Source organism: Lentilitoribacter sp. Alg239-R112, assembly GCF_900537175.1.
Classification (GTDB): domain Bacteria; phylum Pseudomonadota; class Alphaproteobacteria; order Rhizobiales; family Rhizobiaceae; genus Lentilitoribacter.
In genome coordinates this window covers 1,105,252-1,129,794 of the sequence record NZ_LS999833.1, presented here as the reverse complement: position 1 = coordinate 1,129,794, position 24,543 = coordinate 1,105,252, and the positions used below count along the sequence as shown (strand labels likewise).

The 24,543-nt window shown below is 46.4% G+C and carries 20 protein-coding genes and 1 pseudogene; 7 read left to right on the top strand and 14 right to left on the bottom strand.

All coding sequences use genetic code 11. The features are described 5' to 3' along the window. Positions 1 to 738: 738 nt before the first annotated feature. The 3 genes from G3W54_RS05935 to G3W54_RS05925 form a co-directional block, all read right to left on the bottom strand. Complete coding sequence (locus tag G3W54_RS05935; protein WP_162652187.1) at positions 739 to 1,080, bottom strand: hypothetical protein; 342 nt, start codon at positions 1,078 to 1,080, stop codon at positions 739 to 741. 55 nt (positions 1,081 to 1,135) lie between these two features. Continuing rightward, entirely contained in the window at positions 1,136 to 1,486 is a 351-nt protein-coding gene (locus G3W54_RS05930; RefSeq protein WP_162652186.1) for a hypothetical protein, read from the bottom strand. Between the two features lie 116 nt (positions 1,487 to 1,602). Next, positions 1,603 to 2,352: a LuxR C-terminal-related transcriptional regulator gene (locus G3W54_RS05925; protein WP_162652185.1), complete on the bottom strand. Its 750-nt coding sequence runs from the start codon at positions 2,350 to 2,352 to the stop codon at positions 1,603 to 1,605. A 202-nt stretch (positions 2,353 to 2,554) separates the two neighbouring features. On the opposite strand from G3W54_RS05925, the gene G3W54_RS05920 reads away from it, so the two are divergent. Both G3W54_RS05920 and G3W54_RS05915 read left to right on the top strand, forming a co-directional pair. Then, a complete protein-coding gene (locus G3W54_RS05920) occupies positions 2,555 to 3,907 on the top strand; it encodes a VWA domain-containing protein (RefSeq protein ID WP_162652184.1) in 1,353 nt (450 codons plus the stop codon). A 13-nt stretch (positions 3,908 to 3,920) separates the two neighbouring features. Then, positions 3,921 to 5,762: a hypothetical protein gene (locus G3W54_RS05915; RefSeq protein ID WP_162652183.1), complete on the top strand. Its 1,842-nt coding sequence runs from the start codon at positions 3,921 to 3,923 to the stop codon at positions 5,760 to 5,762. 110 nt (positions 5,763 to 5,872) lie between these two features. On the opposite strand, the pseudogene G3W54_RS19275 reads toward G3W54_RS05915, so the two are convergent. From G3W54_RS19275 to G3W54_RS05885, 6 genes and pseudogenes are all read right to left on the bottom strand, one after another. Next, positions 5,873 to 6,681 (bottom strand): annotated as a pseudogene (locus tag G3W54_RS19275) (IS110 family transposase); the annotation flags it as partial. A 140-nt stretch (positions 6,682 to 6,821) separates the two neighbouring features. Next, on the bottom strand, positions 6,822 to 7,535 hold the full coding sequence (locus tag G3W54_RS05905; protein WP_162652182.1) for a cytochrome b561 domain-containing protein: 714 nt from the start codon (positions 7,533 to 7,535) through the stop codon (positions 6,822 to 6,824). Between the two features lies 1 nt (position 7,536). Further along, complete coding sequence (locus G3W54_RS05900) at positions 7,537 to 8,475, bottom strand: carbohydrate ABC transporter permease (RefSeq protein WP_162652181.1); 939 nt, start codon at positions 8,473 to 8,475, stop codon at positions 7,537 to 7,539. Further along, the gene (locus tag G3W54_RS05895; protein ID WP_162652180.1) at positions 8,475 to 9,386 is read right to left on the bottom strand and encodes a sugar ABC transporter permease; all 912 of its coding nucleotides are present in this window, start codon (positions 9,384 to 9,386) and stop codon (positions 8,475 to 8,477) included. The genes G3W54_RS05900 and G3W54_RS05895 overlap by 1 nt, the downstream gene beginning before the upstream one ends. Positions 9,387 to 9,459: 73 nt before the next feature. Beyond that, the gene (locus tag G3W54_RS05890) at positions 9,460 to 10,788 is read right to left on the bottom strand and encodes an extracellular solute-binding protein (protein WP_162652179.1); all 1,329 of its coding nucleotides are present in this window, start codon (positions 10,786 to 10,788) and stop codon (positions 9,460 to 9,462) included. Positions 10,789 to 10,812: 24 nt separating this feature from the next. Then, positions 10,813 to 11,910 (bottom strand): ABC transporter ATP-binding protein, encoded by a 1,098-nt coding sequence (locus G3W54_RS05885; protein WP_162652178.1) that lies wholly within the window; start codon positions 11,908 to 11,910, stop codon positions 10,813 to 10,815. Positions 11,911 to 12,056: 146 nt separating this feature from the next. On the opposite strand from G3W54_RS05885, the gene G3W54_RS05880 reads away from it, so the two are divergent. After that, a complete protein-coding gene (locus tag G3W54_RS05880; RefSeq protein ID WP_162652177.1) occupies positions 12,057 to 13,085 on the top strand; it encodes a LacI family DNA-binding transcriptional regulator in 1,029 nt (342 codons plus the stop codon). A 620-nt stretch (positions 13,086 to 13,705) separates the two neighbouring features. Here G3W54_RS05880 and G3W54_RS05875 read toward each other — a convergent pair. From G3W54_RS05875 to G3W54_RS05855, 5 genes are read right to left on the bottom strand one after another with little or no spacing between them, the layout of a single operon-like run. Then, entirely contained in the window at positions 13,706 to 14,584 is an 879-nt protein-coding gene (locus G3W54_RS05875) for a MurR/RpiR family transcriptional regulator (RefSeq protein WP_162652176.1), read from the bottom strand. 31 nt (positions 14,585 to 14,615) lie between these two features. Then, positions 14,616 to 15,734, bottom strand: a complete 1,119-nt coding sequence (locus G3W54_RS05870; RefSeq protein ID WP_162652175.1) for a Gfo/Idh/MocA family oxidoreductase — start codon at positions 15,732 to 15,734, stop codon at positions 14,616 to 14,618. Then, a complete protein-coding gene (locus G3W54_RS05865) occupies positions 15,731 to 16,699 on the bottom strand; it encodes a hydroxyacid dehydrogenase (protein WP_162652174.1) in 969 nt (322 codons plus the stop codon). The genes G3W54_RS05870 and G3W54_RS05865 overlap by 4 nt, the downstream gene beginning before the upstream one ends. Further along, positions 16,699 to 17,508 (bottom strand): aldolase/citrate lyase family protein, encoded by an 810-nt coding sequence (locus G3W54_RS05860; protein WP_162652173.1) that lies wholly within the window; start codon positions 17,506 to 17,508, stop codon positions 16,699 to 16,701. Before G3W54_RS05860 ends, G3W54_RS05865 begins: the two co-directional genes overlap by 1 nt. A gap of 10 nt (positions 17,509 to 17,518) precedes the next feature. Further along, positions 17,519 to 18,949 (bottom strand): NAD-dependent succinate-semialdehyde dehydrogenase, encoded by a 1,431-nt coding sequence (locus G3W54_RS05855; protein ID WP_162652172.1) that lies wholly within the window; start codon positions 18,947 to 18,949, stop codon positions 17,519 to 17,521. A gap of 189 nt (positions 18,950 to 19,138) precedes the next feature. On the opposite strand from G3W54_RS05855, the gene iolD reads away from it, so the two are divergent. From iolD to G3W54_RS05835, 4 genes are all read left to right on the top strand, one after another. Then, on the top strand, positions 19,139 to 20,998 hold the full coding sequence (gene iolD / locus G3W54_RS05850) for a 3D-(3,5/4)-trihydroxycyclohexane-1,2-dione acylhydrolase (decyclizing) (protein ID WP_162652171.1): 1,860 nt from the start codon (positions 19,139 to 19,141) through the stop codon (positions 20,996 to 20,998). Positions 20,999 to 21,001: 3 nt separating this feature from the next. After that, positions 21,002 to 21,892, top strand: a complete 891-nt coding sequence (gene iolE, locus G3W54_RS05845) for a myo-inosose-2 dehydratase (RefSeq protein WP_162652170.1) — start codon at positions 21,002 to 21,004, stop codon at positions 21,890 to 21,892. Between the two features lie 2 nt (positions 21,893 to 21,894). Beyond that, the gene (locus G3W54_RS05840; RefSeq protein WP_162652169.1) at positions 21,895 to 22,710 is read left to right on the top strand and encodes an SDR family oxidoreductase; all 816 of its coding nucleotides are present in this window, start codon (positions 21,895 to 21,897) and stop codon (positions 22,708 to 22,710) included. Positions 22,711 to 22,996: 286 nt separating this feature from the next. Then, positions 22,997 to 24,538 (top strand): glutamate synthase-related protein, encoded by a 1,542-nt coding sequence (locus G3W54_RS05835; RefSeq protein WP_162652168.1) that lies wholly within the window; start codon positions 22,997 to 22,999, stop codon positions 24,536 to 24,538. Positions 24,539 to 24,543 lie beyond the last annotated feature (5 nt).

Genomic DNA, 24,543 nt, shown 5'->3' with positions numbered 1-24,543 from the left:
ATACCTGCACCGGATCTGTTGCATGATATCTTTTACAATGCGAGTTGCCTCGTTTATTGCTCGTTTGTTCCTCCATCTCATCATTTGTTCTATATGACGGCGTGATGAGCCTAAGTTACTCTCTCGGATATTCAGCCAACCAACCATAAGGCACTGACGAGTTACAATTTCTAACTTGGAACTATTCCGTTAATGGCAGAGCCTGAACTTATAGTTCGATTTCAAATGGACCGCTATTACTTCAAGATCGGAAATTTCATCTTAACAATTTCAAGGTGAAAACTGGCCCGAAGCGGGCATCCTAAAATTTCGAACATTGGCAACTAACTATGATGTCATCGGGAATGATATCTGATATTTCTCATTAATTGACCTTTGCTAATTTGACTCCCAGTGTTCTTGCTCAAAACGAATAATTCCTACATGGCTACACTAGCATCCAAATTGATATAAACAAAAGTCAGGCGCGGCCCAGCCTGCTACGAGAACGATCGAATGACTTCGTTGCGACGGTTTACCGAGATTTCAAACATAAACGAAGGCATATGCAAGATTTATGGCCGGGAAAGGTTCTTTAAAAGATTGGTGCACCAAGGAAATACCTCAACCAACGCTGAAATAATTAGTGTGATGATCATCATCGTTACGAACTTAGTGCCATTTTGATATGATCTATTAGTTAGTACAATGCGTTCACCATCTCGGTGTTCTTCAGGAGGTTTCCGGTATCAGTTACCATTAGTACATTGATGAGCCATCGTCGGAATCGCTGTCAGATTTTTGTTGCCGCTTTTGATCTCTGGCACGTTTGCCGAACCATTTGTTACATTCTTCTAACCCATCGGATTCTTTACATACAGCAATCCAGTTACGCCCATTACGTACCGGTCTCACTCCCTTTGGGAAAAGCAATCTGTATTTTATTAAATCGTCTTCATCCACTGCGGAGTAAACATCATACTGCTCGAGACCGTAGTTATAAGTTCCTATTTTCTTATGGCTTTTAAAAGTTGTCGTTATGCAAGCGGTGCATGTTATCGCTACTATTATGAGAGAAATAGATGTTTTTAAGAGCTGCATATTCTTTCCTTAGAATATAAGTTTTTTGCGATTGATCTTTGGGTAGAACATGCGATTAATACATTGACGAACCACCATCAGAATCTTCTTGATCTTTTTCATTTTGGCTCTCAACAGCGCGCCGAAACATTTTTTTACAGTAAGAGTCGGTTCTATTGGCTGGGCAGGTGGCGATTGTATTGCCAACGGTAGGTGAAGCACCTTTGGGGACTAGGACTCTGACTTTTTGCGAATCTGATGAATCTGCCCTAATGGAAACTTTCACAGCACTATGAATATCGTATTTTATTCCATCGAAGATACAGGTATCGTAAAAACTTGTGCGCTCCAACTTGTAGATGCTTGCACACGACGCACAAGTAATAGCCACTATTCCGATTGTTGCTGCTTTTTTGATAAAGTTCATAGCCGACTCCGCAATCCCATTGAATATGGTCGGTAGTATTAGAGTGAGAATATCAATTTGCAATTGGGGGAGATCCCCCAAATTTCATTCAGAAATTTTGGGGGCAAATTGAAAAATTATGGCTTGAGCAAATTGAAGGTCAAAGCTCGTATTGCAGCCTGTGTGTTTGTCTTTGCTTTAAGTTTTTTCCGGGCATTGGCCAGTTGTTTTTCTACGGTCTTTGGGTGAGTTCCCATTCTGTAGGCAATTTCTTGCTGCCTCAATCCAGAAATAATCCATGTAAGACACTCGCATTCGCGCGGAGATAGATGCGCTGATTTGTCAACCAAATATGATTTATTGATGTTTGCGTGAAAGGTATCGCTGATATGTCGCAACGCCTGAACATGATGAGATAGATGGGCCTCAAATTCGCGATGGGTAAATGATCGCGATCCCTCCATTGATATTCCGCCAATTGCCAAGGGATTTGAATCTTTAATTGGGAACGCAATGCCATGAGCCATGCCCATCTCTCGTCCAACATCGTGATTTTTTATCTGATTTTCCGTGAGAACCTTGTCGTCCATCTTGGTGTAAACCTGCGAAAACGTAATTGGAGTTTCCTCGCGCAGATAATGTTCAACGATGTAATCGTTCTCGGTCCAGTTGCTTTGCTTTGATTGGTAGTCTTCCCACTCGTCGCAAAAGTTACCAACAATCAAAGCGTTGTTGTGTTTAAACTCTTGCCCCGATAGTAGGGCCCATCCGTATTTCACATGTATGAAACCCAAGTCCAATAACTCTTGCTGTAAAACATCAAGAGACGCATCCAAATTGTCCGCCTGCCTAATCTGCTCGGCAAATTCGATGATATCAATATTCATTCTTGTTTCTGGTTTCCAACAACGTGGTCCTATCCGATCAATGGAATGATAGTAAATAATACAGAGTTTTTGGTAAGTTTCCAGCTCGCCGCATTCCATAACATGTTGCGCTATTTCACGAAATTGGGGGGAATCCCCCAATTGCAGTCGCAACGAGGGAAATTAAAATGGTCTGAATATTTAATAACAGGCCCGACAGACAATGATACTCAATCGCAAAATCAAAACATTTACATTCATCATGTTGGCGAGCTTAGCGTCAACTCTTCATTGCTACGCCACACCTACCGACAAATTCCTATTTATACTCGATGCCTCCAATTCAATGTGGGCCCAGATACAAGGTCGCGCCAAAATTGACATAGCCAAAAATGTATTAGTCGACATTGTGAGCGAGTTGCCAGCGAAAGCGAGTGTTGGTTTAGCCGCATACGGACATCAGAGCCACCATGGGAAACGTGATTGTACAGATATTGCGCTTCTCGCAGATTATGCGACCATCGACCAATCAAAATTCATGAAGATCATATCTTCTATCCAACCAAAGGGCCAAACACCCATTGCTGCAACGTTATTGGAGAGTGCAAATTGGGTGCAGTCCAATGATTCCGAACAAGAAAAATCAACCATCGTCCTGATTACAGATGGAATTGAATCTTGTGAAGGTGATCCATGTGCCTCGGCAAAACATCTTGCAGAATCAGGTGTGGATTTAGCGCTCCACGTGGTTGGTTTTGATCTAACCGATGAACAACAGCAGGCAGTTAAATGCATTTCGGATATTGGTGGTGGCCAGTATGTAGATGCTCGCAGTGCCAGTGAATTGCAGCTGGCACTAACGCAAGTCACACAGTCCGTCGAAGTGGAGAAGACCAGTGACCTCTATTTTGAGGATGACTTTGTCGGTGAGGATCTCATGTCCGACTGGTCAGTGATCAATGGAGATGATGAATTATATATCGTTGAAGATGATGAATTGCTTTTAATTGGTTCAACGTTGCAATCATTTTCAAACCCTGATGCCAGTAACATTTTTACCCTTGATAAAGAGCTACCTAAGGGTGATTGGGACATTAATCTTGATCTAAAAATCAAAATGCAAACCGGTACAGATATGTTTGAAATTGGCCTCTTCAAAGATCATGAAAATCACCTTGCCGTTCAATACTATTTAGACTTGGGTGATTGGTGTAAGAGAATTGCTGCGACGTTCAACAAATTTAGCAAAGGCAAACCGACAAGCAGTACGCAGCTGATTTCTGCTAACAGTGGACATTGTGGTTCAAAGGTAAACCCAGACACCCAGCGTATGATTGATACCCATATTAACGACGGATTTCGGCTAACTTTTTCTAAACGTGGACGCGAGTATTCGACGCTAATAGTCCTCAATGGAATTTCGATTGAAGGGCAACCTTTAAGTTTTCAAAGTGACATACTTACCTCACTGCGATCACCTGGTAATCCGGCATTTCTAGCCGGGCAGTTTAGGGAGGTTGGCGGCGAAACGCTGGTACATATTGACCGATTTGAAATCATTTCAATAAGCAATTGAGGGGTCAGTTCGCATGACCTATACAGTAATTGTAAGAGGCTGTTTTGCTTTTGCCGTGAACTTAATGTTGTCCATGCTTTTGATGGCGAGTTTGCAGTTCAGCGCCGTAGCAGATGAGTTGCCGGAAGTTATCCCGCCATTGCCAATTGAAGATGAACAGGTTTCGCTTGAAGATGGTCGAATTGTTAAGGATCTTGATACCTGGTTGCAGACGCTTGAATACACGGCTGCAGATAATTCTAAACCGAAAGCTGCTGAGGAAAAAGAGTTTCTGAGCAATTGGATTAATACAACTAAAACCAACATTGAGCGTTTATCCAAGCGAAAAAGTGCCTCAAAGAAAAAGCTGGATGATTATGCATTTGATACACAGGACGATTTCTTCGATTTAGGTCGCTACATGTCGCTTAAGGATCTTCACGCGTCATGGGAAGACTTGAGAGGAAAACCAGGTGGGCTGGAGGAGATTGAAAAGCAGCGCCAAAGGCTTGTTTCCAGTCAAAATCAATTGTTAGCACCGGGGGGTATTGATCCATCTTTACTTTTTGAAAAGATAGCAAAAGAGAGCCGACCCGAACCCATCAAACTTGATGATGTGCAGCTCGTTCTTTCGTTTAAACCAAAAAAAACTGAGACTGAGGCTGCCAAGCCTGACTTTTGGCCAAAAATAGACAACCCAATTGAAGTCAATTTAACAAATACGGGAGATGACGCTTCAACCTACACATGGACGATGTTTGATACGATCATTGAATTGGGATTTCCTGATCACCTTACTAATGTCGTCACGAGCAATTCTATGAGTTGTCGCAATGCTGGAGGAAAAGGTAGCGCACGATGTGAGACCACCAGTTTGGAAGCAAGAGAGACCAAAACATTCCAAATGATGCCTCGCCTGGAAGACCTCGATTTGGACGATCTAGATGACGCCCAACGGATTAAAGTCAGCCTCATCGCACGCGCAACTAGCGAGGAGCCATATGCTGTTGCTGAAGATAAAAAACTGAAATTATCGTTCAGATATTGTGTATCCGCTTATCGAAAAGAATTGGATGACGCAGGCCTTTATCTACATTCCTCGGAGGCAAGAAAAAAGTATGAACGTGCAATTGGACCTATTTCGGGATTGAAAGGGAAGTCACTCTTTAAGTATAAAGATCGCTTTCTGGATAGAATTGGTTTGCCTAACAAGGGGTATCTCATCAGGCAGGCAATCAAATATCGAGGGCCTGACAATTTATTGTATGATTTGTACACCGGACAGAAACCTGGGCAGCCGCTCGCCTATGGCCGTTCTTTGCATCGACGTATGCAACATCAGTCGGTGCCCAAACAGATGTGTGCTCGCCCCCACTTGGAAATAGAGCGTATACGTGCGCTTCTGTCAGCCCAAAAGGCGATTGTAGATGAATTTGCAGATGCGTTATCAAATGCAGCTCAAAAACGCGCGCAAGGCTTTAGAACGTCCATGTCAGAGGGGGTTGGCGGCGATGCGGCAAATGAGGTCGCTAAGAGTTTCGCAACGGATCGTGCATTTGACGGAGCGGGGTTTTTGGGTGAAAAATTCTCACTTTGGCTGGGTAACACCACAAAAGCAGCCGGCAATGTTTCCAAAACCTTCAGCCTCATCAGTTTCGTCAATTCACTTTATTCCATTTATCAAAGTGTGGTCGCACTTAACTCGGCAATCCCAGAGGAAGCATATCTTGGGAGAACGCTAGGGATGATGGAGGCTGCGGCCTATATGGATGGACTTAAAAGACGCTATGCTGATCTGAGTGAGGTCTATGAGACTTATTTGCGGATGGTTGAATCGGCGTATGATGATTCTTGTACGTGCCGAGATCCATATTAAATCAAAAATTCAACTGGTAACGGCTAATTTAGTTGCCGGATTTACTTTGACAACATGCATAACGAAGTTATGAAAATTCATAAGTCTGCTTGTGGGGCTGTGAACTTTGACCAGTTATGTGGTCTCATCAGAATAATATGGACAGCCTGAACAAACAGAGTTCTAAGATATAGGCTTCCACGTTTTGATGTCCTGCCAAGAATAGTTTTTCCACCAGTTGAATACTGTCTCGGAACTAACCCCAACCGCACGGCAGAGTCTCGGTCTTTATCAAAAGCTTCACCTGAACCGATAGCAGCAACCATGCTTGTTGAGATCATAGGGCCGATCCCTGGAATACTCATCAATCTTTGACAATTGCTCTCACGTTTAGAAATCAACTCAATCTCAGCAGTTGTGCTTTCAATACGTTTATCCATCCAAAGCCAATCTTCATAAAGTCCAACAATGATTTCGCTCATACGTTCTGATATTACGTCTTCTCGGTCTTTTAAAATAGCGAACAGAGAATTGCGCAACGCGTTAGCACCGTTCTAACTGTAATACCTTGCTCAATCAAAAAGGCACGGATTTGATTGATAGTAGCTGTGCGCCGAGAAACCAATCTCGAACGAACGTGATGTAGAGCTTGTAAATCAAGCTGATCTTGTTTCTTCTCTTCAACGCATAGCAAATTTGGACGCAGGGCTGCCTCAGCTATAGCATTCCGCAATGCTCGGCTCACAAAGTGCGCACTTAAACACGCTTCCATACCAACAATACAGCGTGGAAACCTTTCAAACGTCTATATCAATGTAAGACGTTTGATCTTCTTGCAGGGTACAAGTTTGCCATCTTTATCAAAACCAATGAGATGAAAAACGTCCTTGCCAATATCAACCCCAATTGTAGACAAGTTTGGAATATCTGTATTTGCCATGGGATGCTGCTCCTATTCTAAATTCAATCAGTCTAACAGACTAACCGCATTTGCTAAGTCAGCAGCCAATCCATCCCATTAGAAGACAGTTCAATACAATTGTAACGCGTTGCGCGATCAAGAGATAAATTGGTATCAGGTTATTGCTTGTTTACGCGCGAGATCCCTATTCCAATTGGTTTTTTTCGATTGCCAGGGAGTTCTGGATCATCACCCCATAAGGCTTGATATGTATCATAGGTTTTTCCTGCTCTTTGCAACACCACAAATATAACAATTATGAACAACCACCATATAGCCAATGCAATCCACATCCATCTCGGTGCGTTAACCGACCAAAGCCCAATTGCTGTTGTGATGAACGATGTTAGGAGGCAAATATAACCGGCACTTTTGTGGAAGTATTCAAATAGGTTTCTTCGAGGTGTCATATCATAATGATCGCCACGAATTGTGCCAGTTCGCGAGACTTCAGAAGGCCCACCCTTGGTGCCTCTAAACCAGCCAGCTAGGAATTGTGCAAGACATAGGATTACAACAATCCATCCAAGCCAAGTGTGCCAAGAACTGGCTTCGGAAATTTTGGCAAAGTCCCATATAATCCAAAGCGCAACTAGCGTAAATGCACCACCTAAATACTGAAGAATGAGATGGCTTAACCACCAAGTTCGGTTATCTAGTTCATTAGGCCAATCTTGCCGTGGCATGATCTTAAAGAACCTTGCTGAGATAATGCCAAGAGGGATGCAAAAGGACCACGCTACTATCATCAATCTTGCATGCCACGATATCTCAGCGGTAATCATGTGCGCACGCGCGGGATCTATTGATGTGGCCAACCACTCAAACAACATACTATCCTTTAACTGCGCCCGCTGTCATGCCAGTGATAATCTGACGTGATGCAAACAAAGTGAAGATAATCGGCGGGACAGCGAGCAGCATACCCGTTGCCATGATGACACCCCATTCCACGTTAAATTCTGACATGTTGTTCACGATCAATATTGGTACCGTTTTCGTATCTCTATCCGATAGAGCACTTGCTAGTAGATACTCATTCCAAGCTATACGGAAAGTGAATATCGCGGCGGCAGCGAGACCCGGTTTAATTAGTGGCAAAACAATGAGGAAGAAAACTCTAAACGGACCTGCGCCATCAATACGTGCGGCTTCTTCAAGCTGAATAGGAACCTGTACTATGAAGCTCTGCAAAATCCAGATCACAAACGGAAGGTTCATTGCTACATAAATGAGGATGATACCTGAATGCGTACCTGCAAGGCAGACATCACCGCGACCACCAAACGTATCTCTTATGAGGCCACCAATGAAGCCATCTTTATCCAAGCAAAATTCATTGTTCCAAAGGCCAAACACCGGAACCAACAAAACAGCAGGCGGGACCATTCGTACGAGCAGGGTGCTCACCGATGCAGTATCTCGACCCATAAATCGAAAACGCACCAATGCATACGCAGCCATACATCCAATAACTAGAGTAAGAATAGTCGATACAAGAGCAATAATAAGTGAATTGACCAATGATCCACCAAATTTCAGCGAACAAAAATCCAAGTGATCGAGTTCATATGGAAGAATGTCACAAAGAGCGGTTTCATAATTTTGGATTGTCGGTAAAAACAGCAGACCAGATGTTCCAGATAAAATGTCTACATCGAGTTTAAATGAATTCACCAACATCAAGACAACAGGTCCGACCGCCATGAAAACTAGAGCTGCTAAAAGCGCAAAATACCCCGGGTGCTGCTTATCGTATGAATTATTGGACATCAGCTATTCTCCTCCTGAGCAGCGCGAAGACGCGCAGCACGTGCCTCGCTAATTTTCGTGTAAGCAAACATCGCTAAAGTCAGGGTCAAAAGTAAAAGTAAAAGATAATTCGACATCGCAGCCGCTACGCCAAGTTCTCGGAATTCAGTTGCCGTTCTGGAAATGCGAAGCGCAAGGATTTCTGTGCTGAGTCCGGGGCCACCCTCGGTCATCACAAGAATAACCTCTAGAACTTTGAACGCGTCGATCAATCTCAACAAGCATGTGACGATGAGAACAGGCATCATTAAAGGCAGTTTGATGTGAATAATCTGCTGCCATCCAGTGGCTCCATCAATACGTGCAGCCTCTAACGTAGACCTTGGTAGAGACTGGAGCGCAGCGAGTGTCAGGATAAAAATAAATGGGGTCCACTGCCAGATATCAGCAATGATAATTGACACCAATGCATGTTGGCCGAGCCAATCAACACCATCAAATCCCAGTGATTTTAAGAAACGGTTAAAGGTTCCCACAGTCGGATGGTACATATAGCGCCACATAAGGCCAACCACCACTGGTGCAATCATCATTGGCAGAATAAACATCGTTCTCAAAAGAGACATTCCGCGGATATTTCGATCTAAAAGTAGAGCAAGACCAACACCTAAAATCATCTCAATTGAAACAACAGCTCCAGCAAATTTTAGTGTAACACCGAGGCTTTCTAAGAATGCAGGGTCGTTCAGAAGAGTTATGTAATTCTTTAGCCCCACAAATTCAGTCTCACCAATTGTCTGGCTCGGGTCCCATTTCCGAAAAGAACCGTAGATCATGTAGAGCAAGGGATACAGCAACGCGATTAACATGATCACAGCCGCTGGCGCCAAGAATACGTATGGCGCTAACCGATTTATTGATGTGGTGTTCATCGCATTGCCTAGTTTGAGTTTAATTTAGTAGACAGCCCGTATTAAATCCGGGCTGCCATTTTCCTGTGAGGGTTTATTGCCAAGTATAGTAGCCAGCTTCTTCCATGACAGCTCTGGTGCGCTCTGCAACACCATCTAATGCTTCCTGAATATCCGTTCCTTCAGTCAAAACTTTAGAAAGCGTTGTTCCAAGATCAGCGTTGATTTTACCCCATACAGGGATAATCGGACGCCAGTCGGGGTCGGCATGTTGAAGTGCTTCACCAAAGGTTTTCATGTGCGGGAATTTCGCGTTGACTTCAGCATCCGCATGCGTTGAAAAACGTGAAGGGTTGCCACCTGCCAATGCGACCATTTTATCGCCTTTCTTTGACGTTAGCCACTGCATAAGTAGGAATGCAGCGTCCTTGTTTTCAGCGTTTTTTGGAATACCAATACCAAAACCACCTGTCTGAGAACCGCGACGCACGCCCATTGGGTGCATTGCCCAACCAACTTTATCAACGACTTTTGATTTTGACGGATCATTGATTTGACCTGCTACGACACTGGTGTCTAGGAACATTGCAGTATCGCCATTCAAAAAGGATCCTAAGGCTTCACCAAAGCCAAAGGATGCCGCGCCTTCAGGTCCGCAATCTACTATCTGTTTAAGCGCATTTGCGGCCTTAACACCCGCTTCGTTGTTGACGATTGGGTTCCAGCTATCATCAAAAATGCGACCACCTAGTGGAGCAAGGTGCAATAGGAAAGCATGACTTGCATGGTGGCCCGAAGCTGCACGCGATGAAAGTCCACCCATCCCTGATTCCAACTGAGGAATTTGGCATGCAACATCCAAAAGCTCATCATAAGTTTCAGGAACTTTCAAATTATGTTTTTCAAAGATGTCTTTACGATACCCCAGTACAGATGTTTCTGACCCATATGGTACGCCAAACAAAGAACCTGTTTTACCCGACAAATAACCTTTATTGCCGCCAGCAAACCCGATGTTATAAACATAACCATCGATCAAATCGTCCGCGTCATAGCTTGGATCAGCAAGCTTTGGGTTCATGAAGTAACGCGCTAAGTTTTCCAGTTGGTCAGCATAGACATAATCGGCCTTTGAGAAAACAACATAAGCGATTAGATCATAATCCCCCTCGTCTTGACCCAATTCCAATGTCTGGCGTTCACGCATTTTCAAATAAGGTAGTTGGTCCACTTCAACCTCTATGCCTGTCTCTTTGGTAAATTCAGGCAATATTTGCATCACAGCATTGTAATGCGGATGAGCTGGAAAATTGACGACTAATGTCGTGCCTTCATATTCTTTGTAGGGGTTTGAAAGCGCAGTTGTAGCCAGCATGGCTAATCCTGCGGCGACCCCGGCAATTTTGGTGATAGTATTTAGCATTATTTCCTCCCAATGCGTTGATATCTAGAAACGTTTTTCACTCTTACGATCAAAGATCATGATGTCCTCTGGGTCGATACCAAAGGTTACTGTTTCGCCTGATTGAATGGGGCGAACACTATCAATCTCGACTAGAACTTCATCTTCACCACACCGTGTAGATAGTACCGAAGTTGAACCGAGATATTCAGAAACGACAACTCTTAGAGTTATCTCAGCGAGAGATTTCGACCCCTCAAGCTCCTTTAAAGTCTTAAATGCTGAAGGACGAATTCCAATATAGATACTTCTTTGTGATGTGTGTTCCAACTTTGAAGACAAAGATGTTGATAAAGGTAATGAATAGCCATCACCTTCCACCCACATTTTATCATCTTTATAGATGAGTTCTCCATCCAAGAAGTTCATTGTTGGGCTTCCCATAAAGCCTGCAACAAATTTGTTCACAGGGCTTTTGAAAAGATCTTCAGGCGATCCCTGCTGTTGGATGATGCCATCGCACATAACCACGATGCGATCACCAAGAGTCATAGCTTCGACCTGATCATGGGTCACATAGATCATATTTTTATTGATTGTTTGTCGCATCTCAGCGAGTTCCGTTCGCATTTTTGCGCGAAGCTTTGCGTCCAAATTTGACAAAGGTTCATCAAATAAAAAGGTGGAAGCATCTCGAACGAGTGCACGTCCCATGGCAACACGTTGTCTCTGCCCGCCAGATAGTTCTGCCGGTTTACGCTCAAGCAGGTGTCCGATATTTAACATACCGGCAACCGTTTGAACTTTCTGATCAATTTCGGATTTCGGGCGTTTTTGGAGGCGTAATGCAAATGACATATTACGAGCAATATTCATGTGCGGATAAAGCGCATAATCCTGAAATACCATGGCAATGTCACGATCTTTTGGTTCGAGCGCACTGATCGGCTTGTCATCAAAATATATCTCGCCACCTGAAAGGGTTTCAAGCCCAGCTAGGATGCGCAACGTCGTTGATTTTCCACATCCTGAAGGCCCAACCAACACAGTGAATTCTGCATCATTTAATTCCAAATCGAGCGGTGGTAATACGCGAACGCTTCCGTAACTCTTTTCCACTTGTTGAAGAGAGATTTGTGGCAAATTGGTGATCCTCCCAGAACACATTTCGCTAAATGTTGATCTTAGCCAACATCAAAATGAAAGGACTTGCAATGCGCATGGAAAAGAAACTACGTTAGCGTTAACGTAAGTTTCGAACTAAGAAATCAAATGATAGGCGCGGTAAATTGAGTGAAAAATCTGCGAATAAATCTGCAAAAATTGAAGATGTTGCAAAGGCTGCAAACGTTAGCATTATGAGCGTTTCGCGCGCCATGCGTGGGGTTGAAGGAATTTCACAAAGTAAAAGAAAAGAGATCTTAAAATTAGCTCGAAAAATGGGTTATTACCCTAATAAAGTTGCGGTTTCATTGGCCGCTTCGAGTTCTAATTTGATTGGCGTTTCAGTGCCTACATTATTTGGAACGGTGTTTTCTGAGATCTATGATGGGATGCGTTCTCGATTTGAGAAAGCAGGATTCGCAACGATTATTGATATCTCTGACTATTCTAAATCGCATGAAGAAGCTTGGGTTGAACGCATGATATCATGGCAGCCGGCAGGTATCGTTTTAAGTGGAGTTGATCACAGCGTACGTACACGAGATGAGCTAAGAAGAGCGAAAATACCTGTTCTTGAAATTTGGGATCATACACAAGATCCTATCGACCTATGCGTGGGGATCGATCACGTGGCATCAGGCATGCAAATGGGCCAACATTTGGTTAAGTTGGGTTATAAAAAACCAGCATATATCGGGATTGAAAGCGGTAGGGATATTCGTGCGGACCGGCGACTTATGGGGCTTCAAGAGAGTTTTTCTCAAGCTGGATTGGAGTTTTGTGCATTCGATAGAATATCAAATACTGCTTCCTTTGAAACGGGTTTTAAGGCCGTGTCTAGAGTGTTGAGTAATGGTAACAACGCGCCCGATGTTATGTGTTTTCTTCACGATAATATGGCATTCGGAGGTCTAATGTATTGTGAACAAAATGGAATAGATTGCCCTGAAAATATTGGCATCGTTGGATATAACGGTCTTGGAATAAATGAGGTTCTCAAGAGGCGCATCACGACGTCTATCACACCGAGATTTAGTATGGGGGAGCATGGCGCATCTTTGTTAACTGCGAAAATCCTTGGAGCAAATACTAAAAACCCTCATCCCGAAACAGTCATAATTGATCCGGGACAAACAACACGCCATTTGATCTAGATCGCTGATAAATCCGAAACCTGATTGAAACTGCTCCTCAACTAACGTCTGCTAATGGGATGGACTGGCTGCACCTTTGAGCTTGCGGTTGGTCTGTTAGACTGATTGTTTTGATTAGGAGCATTCCATGACAAATACGGATTTTTCAAACCTTACGGTAGTTGGCATTGATATTGGCAAGTACGTTTTTATCTTGTTGAATGAAGGTTTGGATTTTTAATAACCACAGGTCTGAGCGTATATCAGTTACGTCAGGCCGTTATTTATTCAAGCCAGAAGCTTGGAATGTCTGAACGGAGCACATGTCGTATTGTTGGTGCACCCCGCAGTACATAGAGTACACAGCAATGTATATCAGCAAACAAATATGATGATGTACTGCATCTTGCCGTGATCCGACTTGCGAAGAAGTATGGTCTGTACAGTTATCATACAAATTGTACAGACTGTCATGAACGATGTTGGTTGCGTTTTTGCGCGGAAGCTGAAGACCATCTTCACTCTATAAACGCTCTACTTTCTTGAGATGGACTATCCAGCCGTTGATGAGAATTGTCTGTAACAGATTGCATCGTATGCTTCGACATGTTCTTTCCAAATTTGAAAACAAATGTCGTACTCTACCGATCTGTACCGGTCACCGAAGGTATTTCGGGTTCGATAGAATTGTTTTGCATGCGCGAGGCGACAGCCAAGGCGATGGCTTGTGCTAGGCAGATTGGTGCCGTCACAGAACGTGATAAAGGCCCATCATGTTCGGGGGTAGCAAACAGAACATGGGCTGATTTAGCCAGCGGTGACAGGGTGCTGTCGGATAGCGCGACAATAGTTCGATTTTGCGATGCAACCTCTTCTACAATCGAAACTACTTCGTTTGCGTAAAAGCGAAAGGAAACAGCCAATAAGACATCACTTTGACTGATAGTTCGCGCAATATGTGTGGCAAGGCCACCACTTGGGTCGAGCATGATACACTTTTTGCCAGCCATAGTCAGAAGGTAGCGAATTAACTCGACCACCGGTGCTGACCGTAATTGTCCCAACAGGAAAACCGTCTCTGCTTTGCTTAGAAAATCCGCCGCCTTTGCTAGGTCTCCCGCATCAATTTCGTCGAGCAGACTTTGAACCGATGCGGCATCGCTGATCACAAGGTCGCGCAGCAGGTTCGCCTCGGAGAGGTCGTCTCTGGATTTAAGTTCTTGCTCGAGTGCATGCACTCGAGCTTCAAACCCCGGTGCTGCAGTAGCAAGGCGTCGTTGGAACAGCACCTGAAGACTTTTGAAACCATCATAGCCAAGTGATTGTGCGAACCTGACAAAGCTGGAGGCGTGAATGCCGCAGCTTTGTGCAATGGCATTGACCGAACGAACTGCCACATCGTTAGGGTTTTGAGTTAGGTACACTGCGATTTGCTGATGCGCTCGGCTCATATCACCATGAAGATCATGGATTAAGCGGATCAGGCTTTCATAATCTTCAGGGGGCAGTTCTTGTGTCATTTAAATTCATCCTCGCTTCATCACGCAATGATCAAACGTCAACCCAGTTTTCGGAAGCCGATGACATTTGAATGTTTTCAACCAGATGTTGAATCCTTAGCCCTTTGCGAAATGAAAACGGCTCGGGTCCTTCTAAGGCAATTGCACGTACATAGCCAGCTACTTCGATGGCTTTCAGATCGTTGAAGCCGACCTGATGACCAGGCGCCACACAGAAATTTCCGTAAGGTGGATGATCCGGTGCAGCCTCAATCCGACGAAATCCCCTTCGACCAGAAGCATCTTCATTTGAATAGAAGTGCAGTTCATTGAATCGTTCTTGGCTAAAGAATAATGCGCCTTTTGATCCATGGATTTCAAAATCGTGTTGCATTTTGCGCCCCGTAGCGATCCAGTTGCCTTCGATTGATCCGCTAGCGCCATTCTCAAACCGTAAAAAAGCACGTCCAATGTCGTCAACTTCAATCGAGCGGCGCCCACCTTTGCCATCCGGGCGCTCTGAAATAACTGTTACACAATCGCCCATGACCTTAACAATCGGACCTAATAGATATTCAGCGGTTGCCAGCGCGTGGCTACCCAAATCCGCAAGGGCTCCACCGCCAGCCGGATCGTGACGGAATGTGTATGGGTCATCCGAATGTGCCATATAATCTTCGGCATGCAAGCCACGATAAGAACGGATTTCGCCTAATTCCCCACCCTCGATCATCTCCTTAGCGAGTTGCATCATTGGGTTACAGAGGTAGTTAAACCCAACTTGGGTTTTTAAGCCCGCTGCTTCAGCAGCTTCAGCCATTTCTGCAGCATCCTTTGCCAATGGCGCTAGCGGTTTTTCGCAATAAACATGTTTACCTGCAGCAATTGCCTCAAGTGCCATTTCTTTATGTAGCGCATTGGGGGCGGTGATATCGATCACATCGATATCGGGGTTAGTAAGCATGTCACGCCAGTTTGATGTTGCGTTTGCGAACCCAAATTCTTGGGCCGCACGTGCTGCAGCTTCATCGTTAATATCTGCAAGGGTGTGCAGATTGATCTGCATCGGCAAGTCAAACACCTTTTGCGCGGTAGCAAAGCCAAAAACATGGGCCTTGCCCATAAAACCTGACCCGATAAGGCCGATGGAAAGTGTTGGTTTTTCAGTCATGATAGAGCATTCCGATTAACGATCAAACCGGGATCAACTGTCTGATCCAGATAGTTTAGCGCGTTGTCAATTGACGCCAGTGCCATACGTTCACTGGCTTCTTCTGTTAGGCCTGCGATATGTGGCGAGAGAAGTGCGTTGTCACAAGCAGAAAGCGCCATGTTTGCTGAAGGTGGTTCGGTTTCAAACACATCCAACCCAGCGGCGTGTATATGTCCCCTTTTTAAAGCATCTCTCAACGCAACCTCGCAAACGATACCACCGCGGGCGGTATTGGCAATGATCATGCCGGGTTTCATTTGAGCAAATTCTTCAGCAGCCAAGAGAGGCTTATCACCACGCGGGACATGAAGGGACAGACAGTCCGCCCAGGCAAGCCCATCAGCCAAGTTCGATATGGGTTGAATATCCCCCTCAGGCCAACCTTTTGATTGGAGGTATGGGTCATATGCACGTATGGTCATACCGAAACCTGCAGCCATACCCGCAAGTTTTTGCCCAGCGCGACCATAACCGATGATCAGCAAATTTTGTCCTGAAATTTCACGCTGTTCCAGTTGGTTGCGCCAGCCCCATTGCTCGGGGTCACGTACGGCACGATCTGCCCTGATTGCCTGTTTGGCGCCGGCCAAAAGTTGCATCATGGCATGCTCGGCTACGGATACTGAATTGACATCGCCAACTATAGCCAGCGCAATACCGCGCGCGTTTAGGGCATCCACGTCTACCGCGTCATATCCAACGCCATGGCGTGAGACAACTTTCAGGCGTTTGGCCTTAGCGATTGTGTTAGCCGACAGGGGTTGGGTACGGATCACCAATGCATCTGCATCTGATATCAGGTCTGCATATGACGGTTCGGAGATTTCTTCGATGTAGGTCACTCTTGTGCCTTGCGTTTGCAAGGTCTTAAGCCGAGTAACGCCTGCAGGGTGTAATTTCCCCGCAACAAGCAGATGGGTCATCAATACCCTCCCTCTGCTGAACCAGGTTTTGAACCACGTCCCACTAAGTCATGCCAAGTCGAGACCGAGGCTGACGCTGCGCCTGCAAGCAGACGGGAATCCCCGCCAACGGTCGTCAGATCATATCCCCAGCTGATTGCTTTGGCGGCATAATCCGGCGATCCACAATGTAGGCAAGCTTTGATGTTATTGGTCTTGCAAACATCAGCAATTTTCTGGATCAAGGTGATCATCTCGGGCTCCTTGCGGTCAAAACCTGGAGGCAGTCGTCCTTCTTGTGTGCCAAGTGTTAGGTCAGCAGGGCCAACGTAGATCCCATCAAGCCCCGGTGTTGCTGCAATCTCTTCTAAATTTGCCATCCCATCGGCGGTTTCGATCATTGCTAATGCCAGTACTTCGTCGTTGGCGGCAACACCATAGCCTGGCATGGCAATGGCGGCTCGTGTTGGGCCAAAGCTACGCTGGCCGTGCGGAGGATAACGCATATAGGAGACAAATTCCTCGGCTTCGGCACGTGTGTTGATCATTGGGCAGATGATACCCATTGCACCTGCATCCAATGCCTTCATGATGTAGCCCGGGTCTCGCCACGGCACCCGTGCCATCAGTGTGGCACCTGATGCACGCATCGCCTGAAACATCGGCAAAACACTTGAATAGTCCAAGGCACCATGCTGAATGTCAATGGTTACACTATCATATCCTTGGGCGGCCATGATCTCAGCGGTGAAGGGGTTTCCGATTGAACACCACCCGTTCAGTGCAGGTTTTCCGTCAGTCCACAGGTCTTTGAGTTTATTCTTTTGCATATTCTGCACCTCAAAAAACAATTTGTGATAGTTTGGTATCAAGGTAATCCTCGATTCCTTCACTACCACCTTCACGGCCAAGACCGGAGTAATTTGTGCCGCCAAATGGCGCTTCGGAGGCTGCGAGTGCAAAGGAGTTGATCCCCACCATGCCGGCCTTCAGGGTCGCAGTAGCGCGGCGTGCGCGCTCAGGGTTTTGGGTAAACGCATAGGCTGAGAGACCCATGGTCGACGCGTTGGCTCGAGTTAGCACCTCAGCCTCCTCCGTAAAGCGACTGATTGCGGCGATGGGGCCAAAATTTTCTTCAGAAAAGGCACGCATATCGTCGGTTACATTACTTAGTACTGTAGGTTCATAGAAGTGACCACTATTGAACTCTGCCGCGCGCTGACCGCCGACTTCCAGCTTGGCGCCAGCCTGAACAGCCTCTTGTACAATCGCATCGACCTCGGTCAAACGGCTGGCATTAATGAGCGGTCCCATCTCAGTAGCATCATCCAAACCGTCCCCTAATGTTAAGGCCGCAGCACGCTTAGAAAACTCGGTCACAAAGTCTGAATACAGGCTTTCGTGAACAAAGAATCTGTCTGGTGTTACGCACACCTGACCTGCATTCCCAAATTTGGAGGGCACGCAGACGTCAAGTGCTGCGCCCAGGTCTGCATCGTCAAAGATGATACACGGGGCGTTGCCACCCAGCTCCATCGACACCTTTTTGACCGTATCGGCCGCATCACGGATCATTTGCTGGCCGACGCGTGTCGATCCGGTCAGAGAAACCTTGCGTACACGCGCGTCTTCCATGATTGGCGTATATGTGTTGTCGGTCGAACCGGCAACAAGGTTTACTGCTCCATTAGGTAATCTGCCTGCACGGATACAGTCGACCATGATCATTGCAACTCCGGGAGTTTGCGATGAAGGACGCAGAACGACAGGGCACCCCGCCGCCAAAGCCGGGGCCAGTTTACGTGCTGGCAAAGATGCCGGGAAATTCCACGCTGTGAAAGCACCCACTACACCAACAGCTTCTTTATTGACTTCAAAACGCCCGCCAGGTACGCGGCTTTCAACAACACGACCATAGATGCGCCGCGCTTCTTCTGCATACCAGCGGAACTGATCCACCGAGAGCACCCATTCACGGCCAGATTGCGCGATTGGTTTGCCAGTTTCCAACGAAATCATCTGCGCAGCCTCATCACTGCGCGCTGCCATTTCATCCGCAATGCGATGCAAGGCATCCGCGCGGCCAAAACCGCCCATTTTATGTAATGGTATAACTGCGCTTGCCGCAGCATCGATAGCGCGTCTTGTATCAGAAGCTGTGGCGCTTGCAACTTCTCCAAGAGTTTCTTCCGTAACCGGGCTCATAACTGCAGTGGTTGTTGCGCTTTGCTCCCATCTGCCAGCAATGAAAAGGCCGAATTTCTGGTACATTAGTCTACCTCACTATATATTATTCTGTCTTATTGTCTGACGTTAACGGTCAGAGGCTGAGCAAGGTTCTTGTTAAAGCGATTTCAAGTACAATCACTCCAAAATAAATTCTTGCAATATTTGTTGCAAGTGATATTACAGATCAATAAACATTGCAAGTAGAAATGAAAATCTCATAATGGAGGCGGTATGGCCGGAGATACAATCAGGTTGACAGTGGGGCAGGCACTCGTACGTTACCTTATCAATCAGCACACTGATATTGATGGACAAAAGGTGCCACTTTTTGCCGGGGTCTTTGGTATTTTTGGTCATGGTAATGTGACGTGCCTGTCTGAGGCGCTTGAGCAAGTGCAAGATATATTGCCGACGTGGCGGGGGCAGAACGAGCAATCCATGGCGTTGGCCGCAATCGGCTATGGCAAGGCAAAACTGCGTCGCCAGATTATGATTGCAACCACATCCGTTGGACCGGGTGCCACCAATATGGTGACAGCTGCAGGTGTCGCACATGCTAATCGCCTTCCAGTTTTGCTATTGTCGGGCGATACCTATAACAACCGCTTGCCAGACCCTGTATTGCAACAAGTCGAACACTTTGGTGAGCCTTCAACAAGTGTAAACGATAGCTTTCGTGCCGTTTCACGGTTCTGGGACAGGATCACTCATCCAGCTCAGATTATTTCGTCGTTACCGCAGGCAGTGGCAACCATGCTTGATCCTGCCGATTGCGGCCCTGCATTTATTGGCCTGCCTCAGGATATTCAGGAAATAGCCTATGATTATCCTGTTGAGTTTTTTGAAGAAACATTATGGACTATTCCACGTCCTCGCCCTGATCGAGATCAGGTTGCTGCCGCAGTGGAGCTTTTGAAAACTGCCAAAAAACCGTTGATCATCTCTGGCGGCGGCGTTCGTTACTCAGGGGCCGAAAAAGCGCTGGCAGAATTTGCTGAGGCGCGTGGCATCCCGATGGCCGAAACCATTGCAGGTAAGGGGGCGGTTATGCATGATCACCCCGCCTATGTTGGTCCACTTGGCATCGAAGGCACGGATGCGGCTAAGGAATTAGCCGAAGGTGCAGATGTTGTCATTGCTGTTGGCACGCGGTTACAGGACTTTACCACAGGTTCATGGACTACATTCAACCACAATACCCAGTTTATCAATATTAATGCAGCGCGTTTTGATGCACGTAAACATCGATCCTTGCCGGTGGTTGGCGATGCGTTGGAGAGCTTGGCAGATCTTGATGCTTCTTTAGATGACTGGACTTGTGGCACAAAACATATGGCGGAGGCGCAGGTGCTTTATGCCAACTGGAATTCTATGCTCGATGCAGGGCAGGCCCCAACAGATGCCGCTGTTCCAAGCTATGCACAGGTTATTGCCGTTGTAAATAAAGCTGCAACCGCCAAGGATACGATGGTTACCGCCGCAGGTGGTTTGCCAGGTGAGACAGTCAAGAATTGGCGTGTGAAAGCCCCCAACACTTTTGATTGCGAATTTGGCTTCTCCTGCATGGGCTATGAAATTGCAGGCGCGTGGGGTCACGCCATGGCAAAGAATGGTGATGGTGTGCCGATCGTAATGGTTGGTGACGGGTCTTACATGTTGATGAATTCCGACATCTATTCTTCTGTTCTGTCCGGGCATAAAATGATTGTAGTTGTCTGCGATAATGGTGGATTTGGTGTCATTAACCGTTTGCAGACAGGTATGGGCGTACCGGGTTTCAATAACCTGCTCAAAGATTCGCGCGTGTTGAACAGAAATAATCCGTTGCATGTGGACTTTGCAAAACACGCAGAATCCATGGGTGCCCTGTCGCGCCACTGCGAGAGTCTTGCCGATCTTGAAGAGGCTATGGAATGGGCGCAAACTACGGACCGCACGACGGTCATCAGTATTAATTCCGATGCTTATACATGGACCCCTGGTGGCGCAGATTGGTATGTAGGCGTCCCTGAAATCAACGAGCGAAAAAGTATCCAGGATGCCCGAAAAGGGCAGGAAGCCTTTCGCGCAAAACAACGCAGGGGGATCTGATCCATGCTTAATGCTCAATTGGGAATCGCGCCCATAGCGTGGTGGAATGACGATTTGGCCGAACTGTCAGACGATGTCAGCCTTGATGAGTGTTTACGTCAGGCGGCAGAAGCAGGTCTCACGGGGATGGAAACAGGTCGCCGTTTTCCGATGAACATGGAAGAACTTGGTCCAATTTTGGATCGCCACGGGATTTCTGTCTGTGGTGGTTGGTTTTCAGGCCGGTTGCTTGATGGCGATGTTGAGGCTGAAAAAGATCGCATTGCCGAACAGCATGCATTCTTTAAAGCGGCTGGCGCTCCTTGCATAGTTTATGGAGAAACCGCACGCTCAGTTCAGGGTGAGCGTAATACACCGTTGGCGCAAAAACCCAAACTGACCGAAGTGGAGATGGCAATCTATGGGCGCAAGGTATCAGATTTTGCCGACTGGTGCTCAGCAGAAGGTATGCCGTTAAGTTATCATCATCATATGGCAGCGGCGGTGGAAACCGAGGCCGAGCTTGACCTCTTTATGAAACATTCTTCAGTGCCTCTGTTGTTTGATGCAGGTCATATGGCCTTTGCCGGTGGCGACAATTTGCGAGTGATCGAAAATCATCACGCGCGGATTAGTCATGTGCACACCAAAGATGTGCGGATGCCTGTAATCGATGCGTTGGATCGAACTCGTGAAAGTTTTCTTGATGCGGTCATCAAAGGTGCGTTCACAGTTCCAGGTGACGGATCGCTTGATTTTGAAGTGATTGTGAAATCCCTTGCCACCAAGGGGTACGAGGGCTGGTTCGTTATCGAAGCAGAACAGGACCCAATAGCAAACCCGCCATTGGAAATGGCTATCAAAGGACGTGCTGAGCTGAAACGCGTGATGGATGCCGCAGGCTACAAGGTGTAGGTATGAATCGAATAGATGGTAAGATTGCAGTCATAACAGGTGGGACGCAGGGGTTAGGTGCTGCCGTTGCGTGGTTATTTGCAGATGCGGGAGCCGCTGGCATTGTCATCGTCGGTCGCGGTGTTGAAAAGGGCGAGGCAAAAGCGAGCGAGATAACGCAGGCCACAGGGGTGTCTGTTCATATGGTCACAGCTGATCTTGCCGATATGGATGACGTACGAAGTATTATGAATAAAGCGGATGATCTGTTCGGGCGCGTTGATATCCTTGTGAACGCTGCAGGTCTTACTGACCGTGGAAATCTACTTAATACGACGCCAGAATTGTTTGATGAAATGATTGCTGTAAATACCCGCGCGCCGTTTTTTCTTATACAGGATGCGGTAGCGATCATGGAGCGGGAAGGGGTTGAAGGCAGAATTGTGAATATCGGATCGGTTTCTGGTCAGGTCGGCCAACCGTTCCTTGCGCCGTACGCCACGTCCAAGGGCGCACTTTCGACACTAACGCGACATGCAGGCTACGCACTAATGCGTAATCGCATTCACGTTAATCAGCTCGATATCGGATGGATGAATTCCGACCACGAACGCAAGATTCAAGAAGCAGAATCTGGTGACCCGAATTTCATCGATAAACAAGCGGCTTTATTACCATTTGGGCGATTACTTGATACTGAAGAGGTAGCAAGAGCCGTGTTGTGGATGGCATCTGACGATAGTGGTATGCTGACTGGATCGGTCATTCATTTTGATCAGTCGGTTTGGGGTGGCTGTGATACGCAAGCACCAGCGCCAGCTAGTAAGTTGGTGCCTTGATCGTAAAGAGTACCTTACTGGAATTGCTGTTGCAGAAGAACGCGTTAATGATCACGCATAGGTAGGGTGCGGACCCATTCTAGCTCATCTGTTGAAAAGATGCAGCGATGCGAGTGAATTGGAAGCAGCACATGCAACCGTATGACCGTGAACAGCGTGAAGATTCGCTTTTCATACTTCCGACAATGAGCTTTGTCCTATAATTTGGAACAATATGTTCCTGAAATAGTGACTTCTTCTCATCTTACGAATGGGATAACCTCTGATCAGCAGAGGAGTAGTATTTATGTCTGATAACAGTTCACCGATCATTGCAGCAAAATTTCCAACTAAGGTCGAGTTGGAGGAGGGGAAAAATTATTATTGGTGCAAATGTGGGCGATCAAAGAAGCAGCCGTTTTGTGATGGATCACACGCGGGAACAGATATCACACCGATGAAGTTTACAGCTGATAAAACAGCTGCAGCTGCTCTTTGCCAATGTAAAGCAAGTGCGAATGCGCCATTTTGTGATGGGACACATGCGCAGTTAGGCGAACTACAAGTTGGTGATAATGCTCCAAAAGTTAAATCAAAAGACACCGTGCCTGTAGCTGTTGCAACGCCGGAAGAGCCAACGGTTGCACGTATCCATGAGCTTGCACGAGACGGGCTCTCAAAACTTGGGCACCATGGTGAAATGGGTTCAATGGGTGTGCCGAGAAAAGATCTGCCGCTTTGGGACGATATTCAGGTCTTACCCGCGCAGATGGCGCGCAAGCCGCTGTTAGATGATGTGCCTGTTAAAACAGAAATAATCATTGGCCCGCGCGCATTGAAACCGCTGCAACTTGATATACCTCTCTTTGTTTCAGATATGAGTTACGGTGCGTTATCGGAAGAAGCAAAAACGGCATTAGCGAGAGGGGCTGAACTCGCCGGGACTGGGATATGTTCAGGCGAAGGCGGGATGCTACCCGAAGAAAAGGCCGAAAATAATCGTTATTTCTACGAACTCGCCTCAGCTCAATTTGGCTGGAAACCTGAATTGGTAGAAAATGTCCAGGCATTCCATTTCAAAGGTGGGCAGGGCGCAAAAACGGGTACAGGTGGTCATTTGCCTGGCGATAAAGTGCAAGGAAAAATTGCGGAAGTTCGCGGGTTGGAATCAGGACAAAGCGCTATTTCGCCAGCAACATTTCCAGATTTAAGGACACCCTCTGATTTTAAAAAAATCGCCGATGAAGTACGTGAACGATCCGGCGGTGTTCCAATTGGGTTCAAGCTGTCCGCAAATCATATCGAAGATGATATCGATTTTGCATTGGAAGCAAGCGCCGATTACATCATTCTCGATGGTAGAGGCGGCGGTACAGGTGCTGCTCCATTGATTTTTAGAGATCATATCTCTGTTCCAACCATTCCTGCTCTGGCCAGAGCACGCAAGCATCTTGATGCTAAAACCGGGCGCGATGTAACATTGGTGATTACAGGTGGTCTACGTGTGGCAGAAGACTTTGTTAAAGCACTTGCGCTGGGTGCCGATGCTGTTGCTGTTTCAAATTCGGCGATGCAAGCCGTAGGGTGCATTGCAGCCAGAATGTGTAATTCCAACAATTGCCCAGTTGGTGTCGCAACACAGAAGCCAGAATTACGAGCAAGATTGAACGTTCAAAGCGGAGCTGAAAAACTTGCAAGATATTTTGGTGCGAGCGTGGAACTTATGCAAGTGCTGGCCCGCGCATGCGGTCATTCGGATTTAAACTCATTTTCACATCACGATATAACGACTTGGAAAAGAGAGATGGCACATTTAAGTGGTATTCGTTTTGCTGGCATTGAGTTGTAAATTCT

Excerpts from the sequence above, each read along its gene's own strand:
- G3W54_RS05835 (WP_162652168.1), top strand. The coding sequence starts at position 22,997 with ATGTCTGATAACAGTTCACCGATCATTGCAGCAAAATTTCCAACTAAG.
- G3W54_RS05915 (WP_162652183.1), top strand. The coding sequence starts at position 3,921 with ATGACCTATACAGTAATTGTAAGAGGCTGTTTTGCTTTTGCCGTGAAC.
- G3W54_RS05890 (WP_162652179.1), bottom strand. The coding sequence starts at position 10,788 with ATGCTAAATACTATCACCAAAATTGCCGGGGTCGCCGCAGGATTAGCC.
- G3W54_RS05925 (WP_162652185.1), bottom strand. The coding sequence starts at position 2,352 with ATGAATATTGATATCATCGAATTTGCCGAGCAGATTAGGCAGGCGGAC.
- G3W54_RS05855 (WP_162652172.1), bottom strand. The coding sequence starts at position 18,949 with ATGTACCAGAAATTCGGCCTTTTCATTGCTGGCAGATGGGAGCAAAGC.
- G3W54_RS05875 (WP_162652176.1), bottom strand. The coding sequence starts at position 14,584 with ATGACACAAGAACTGCCCCCTGAAGATTATGAAAGCCTGATCCGCTTA.
- iolE (WP_162652170.1), top strand. The coding sequence starts at position 21,002 with ATGCTTAATGCTCAATTGGGAATCGCGCCCATAGCGTGGTGGAATGAC.
- G3W54_RS05865 (WP_162652174.1), bottom strand. The coding sequence starts at position 16,699 with ATGACCCATCTGCTTGTTGCGGGGAAATTACACCCTGCAGGCGTTACT.
- iolD (WP_162652171.1), top strand. The coding sequence starts at position 19,139 with ATGGCCGGAGATACAATCAGGTTGACAGTGGGGCAGGCACTCGTACGT.
- G3W54_RS05920 (WP_162652184.1), top strand. The coding sequence starts at position 2,555 with ATGATACTCAATCGCAAAATCAAAACATTTACATTCATCATGTTGGCG.
- G3W54_RS05895 (WP_162652180.1), bottom strand. The coding sequence starts at position 9,386 with ATGAACACCACATCAATAAATCGGTTAGCGCCATACGTATTCTTGGCG.
- G3W54_RS05900 (WP_162652181.1), bottom strand. The coding sequence starts at position 8,475 with ATGTCCAATAATTCATACGATAAGCAGCACCCGGGGTATTTTGCGCTT.
- G3W54_RS05935 (WP_162652187.1), bottom strand. The coding sequence starts at position 1,080 with ATGCAGCTCTTAAAAACATCTATTTCTCTCATAATAGTAGCGATAACA.
- G3W54_RS05860 (WP_162652173.1), bottom strand. The coding sequence starts at position 17,508 with ATGCAAAAGAATAAACTCAAAGACCTGTGGACTGACGGAAAACCTGCA.
- G3W54_RS05870 (WP_162652175.1), bottom strand. The coding sequence starts at position 15,734 with ATGACTGAAAAACCAACACTTTCCATCGGCCTTATCGGGTCAGGTTTT.
- G3W54_RS05840 (WP_162652169.1), top strand. The coding sequence starts at position 21,895 with ATGAATCGAATAGATGGTAAGATTGCAGTCATAACAGGTGGGACGCAG.
- G3W54_RS05905 (WP_162652182.1), bottom strand. The coding sequence starts at position 7,535 with ATGTTGTTTGAGTGGTTGGCCACATCAATAGATCCCGCGCGTGCGCAC.
- G3W54_RS05930 (WP_162652186.1), bottom strand. The coding sequence starts at position 1,486 with ATGAACTTTATCAAAAAAGCAGCAACAATCGGAATAGTGGCTATTACT.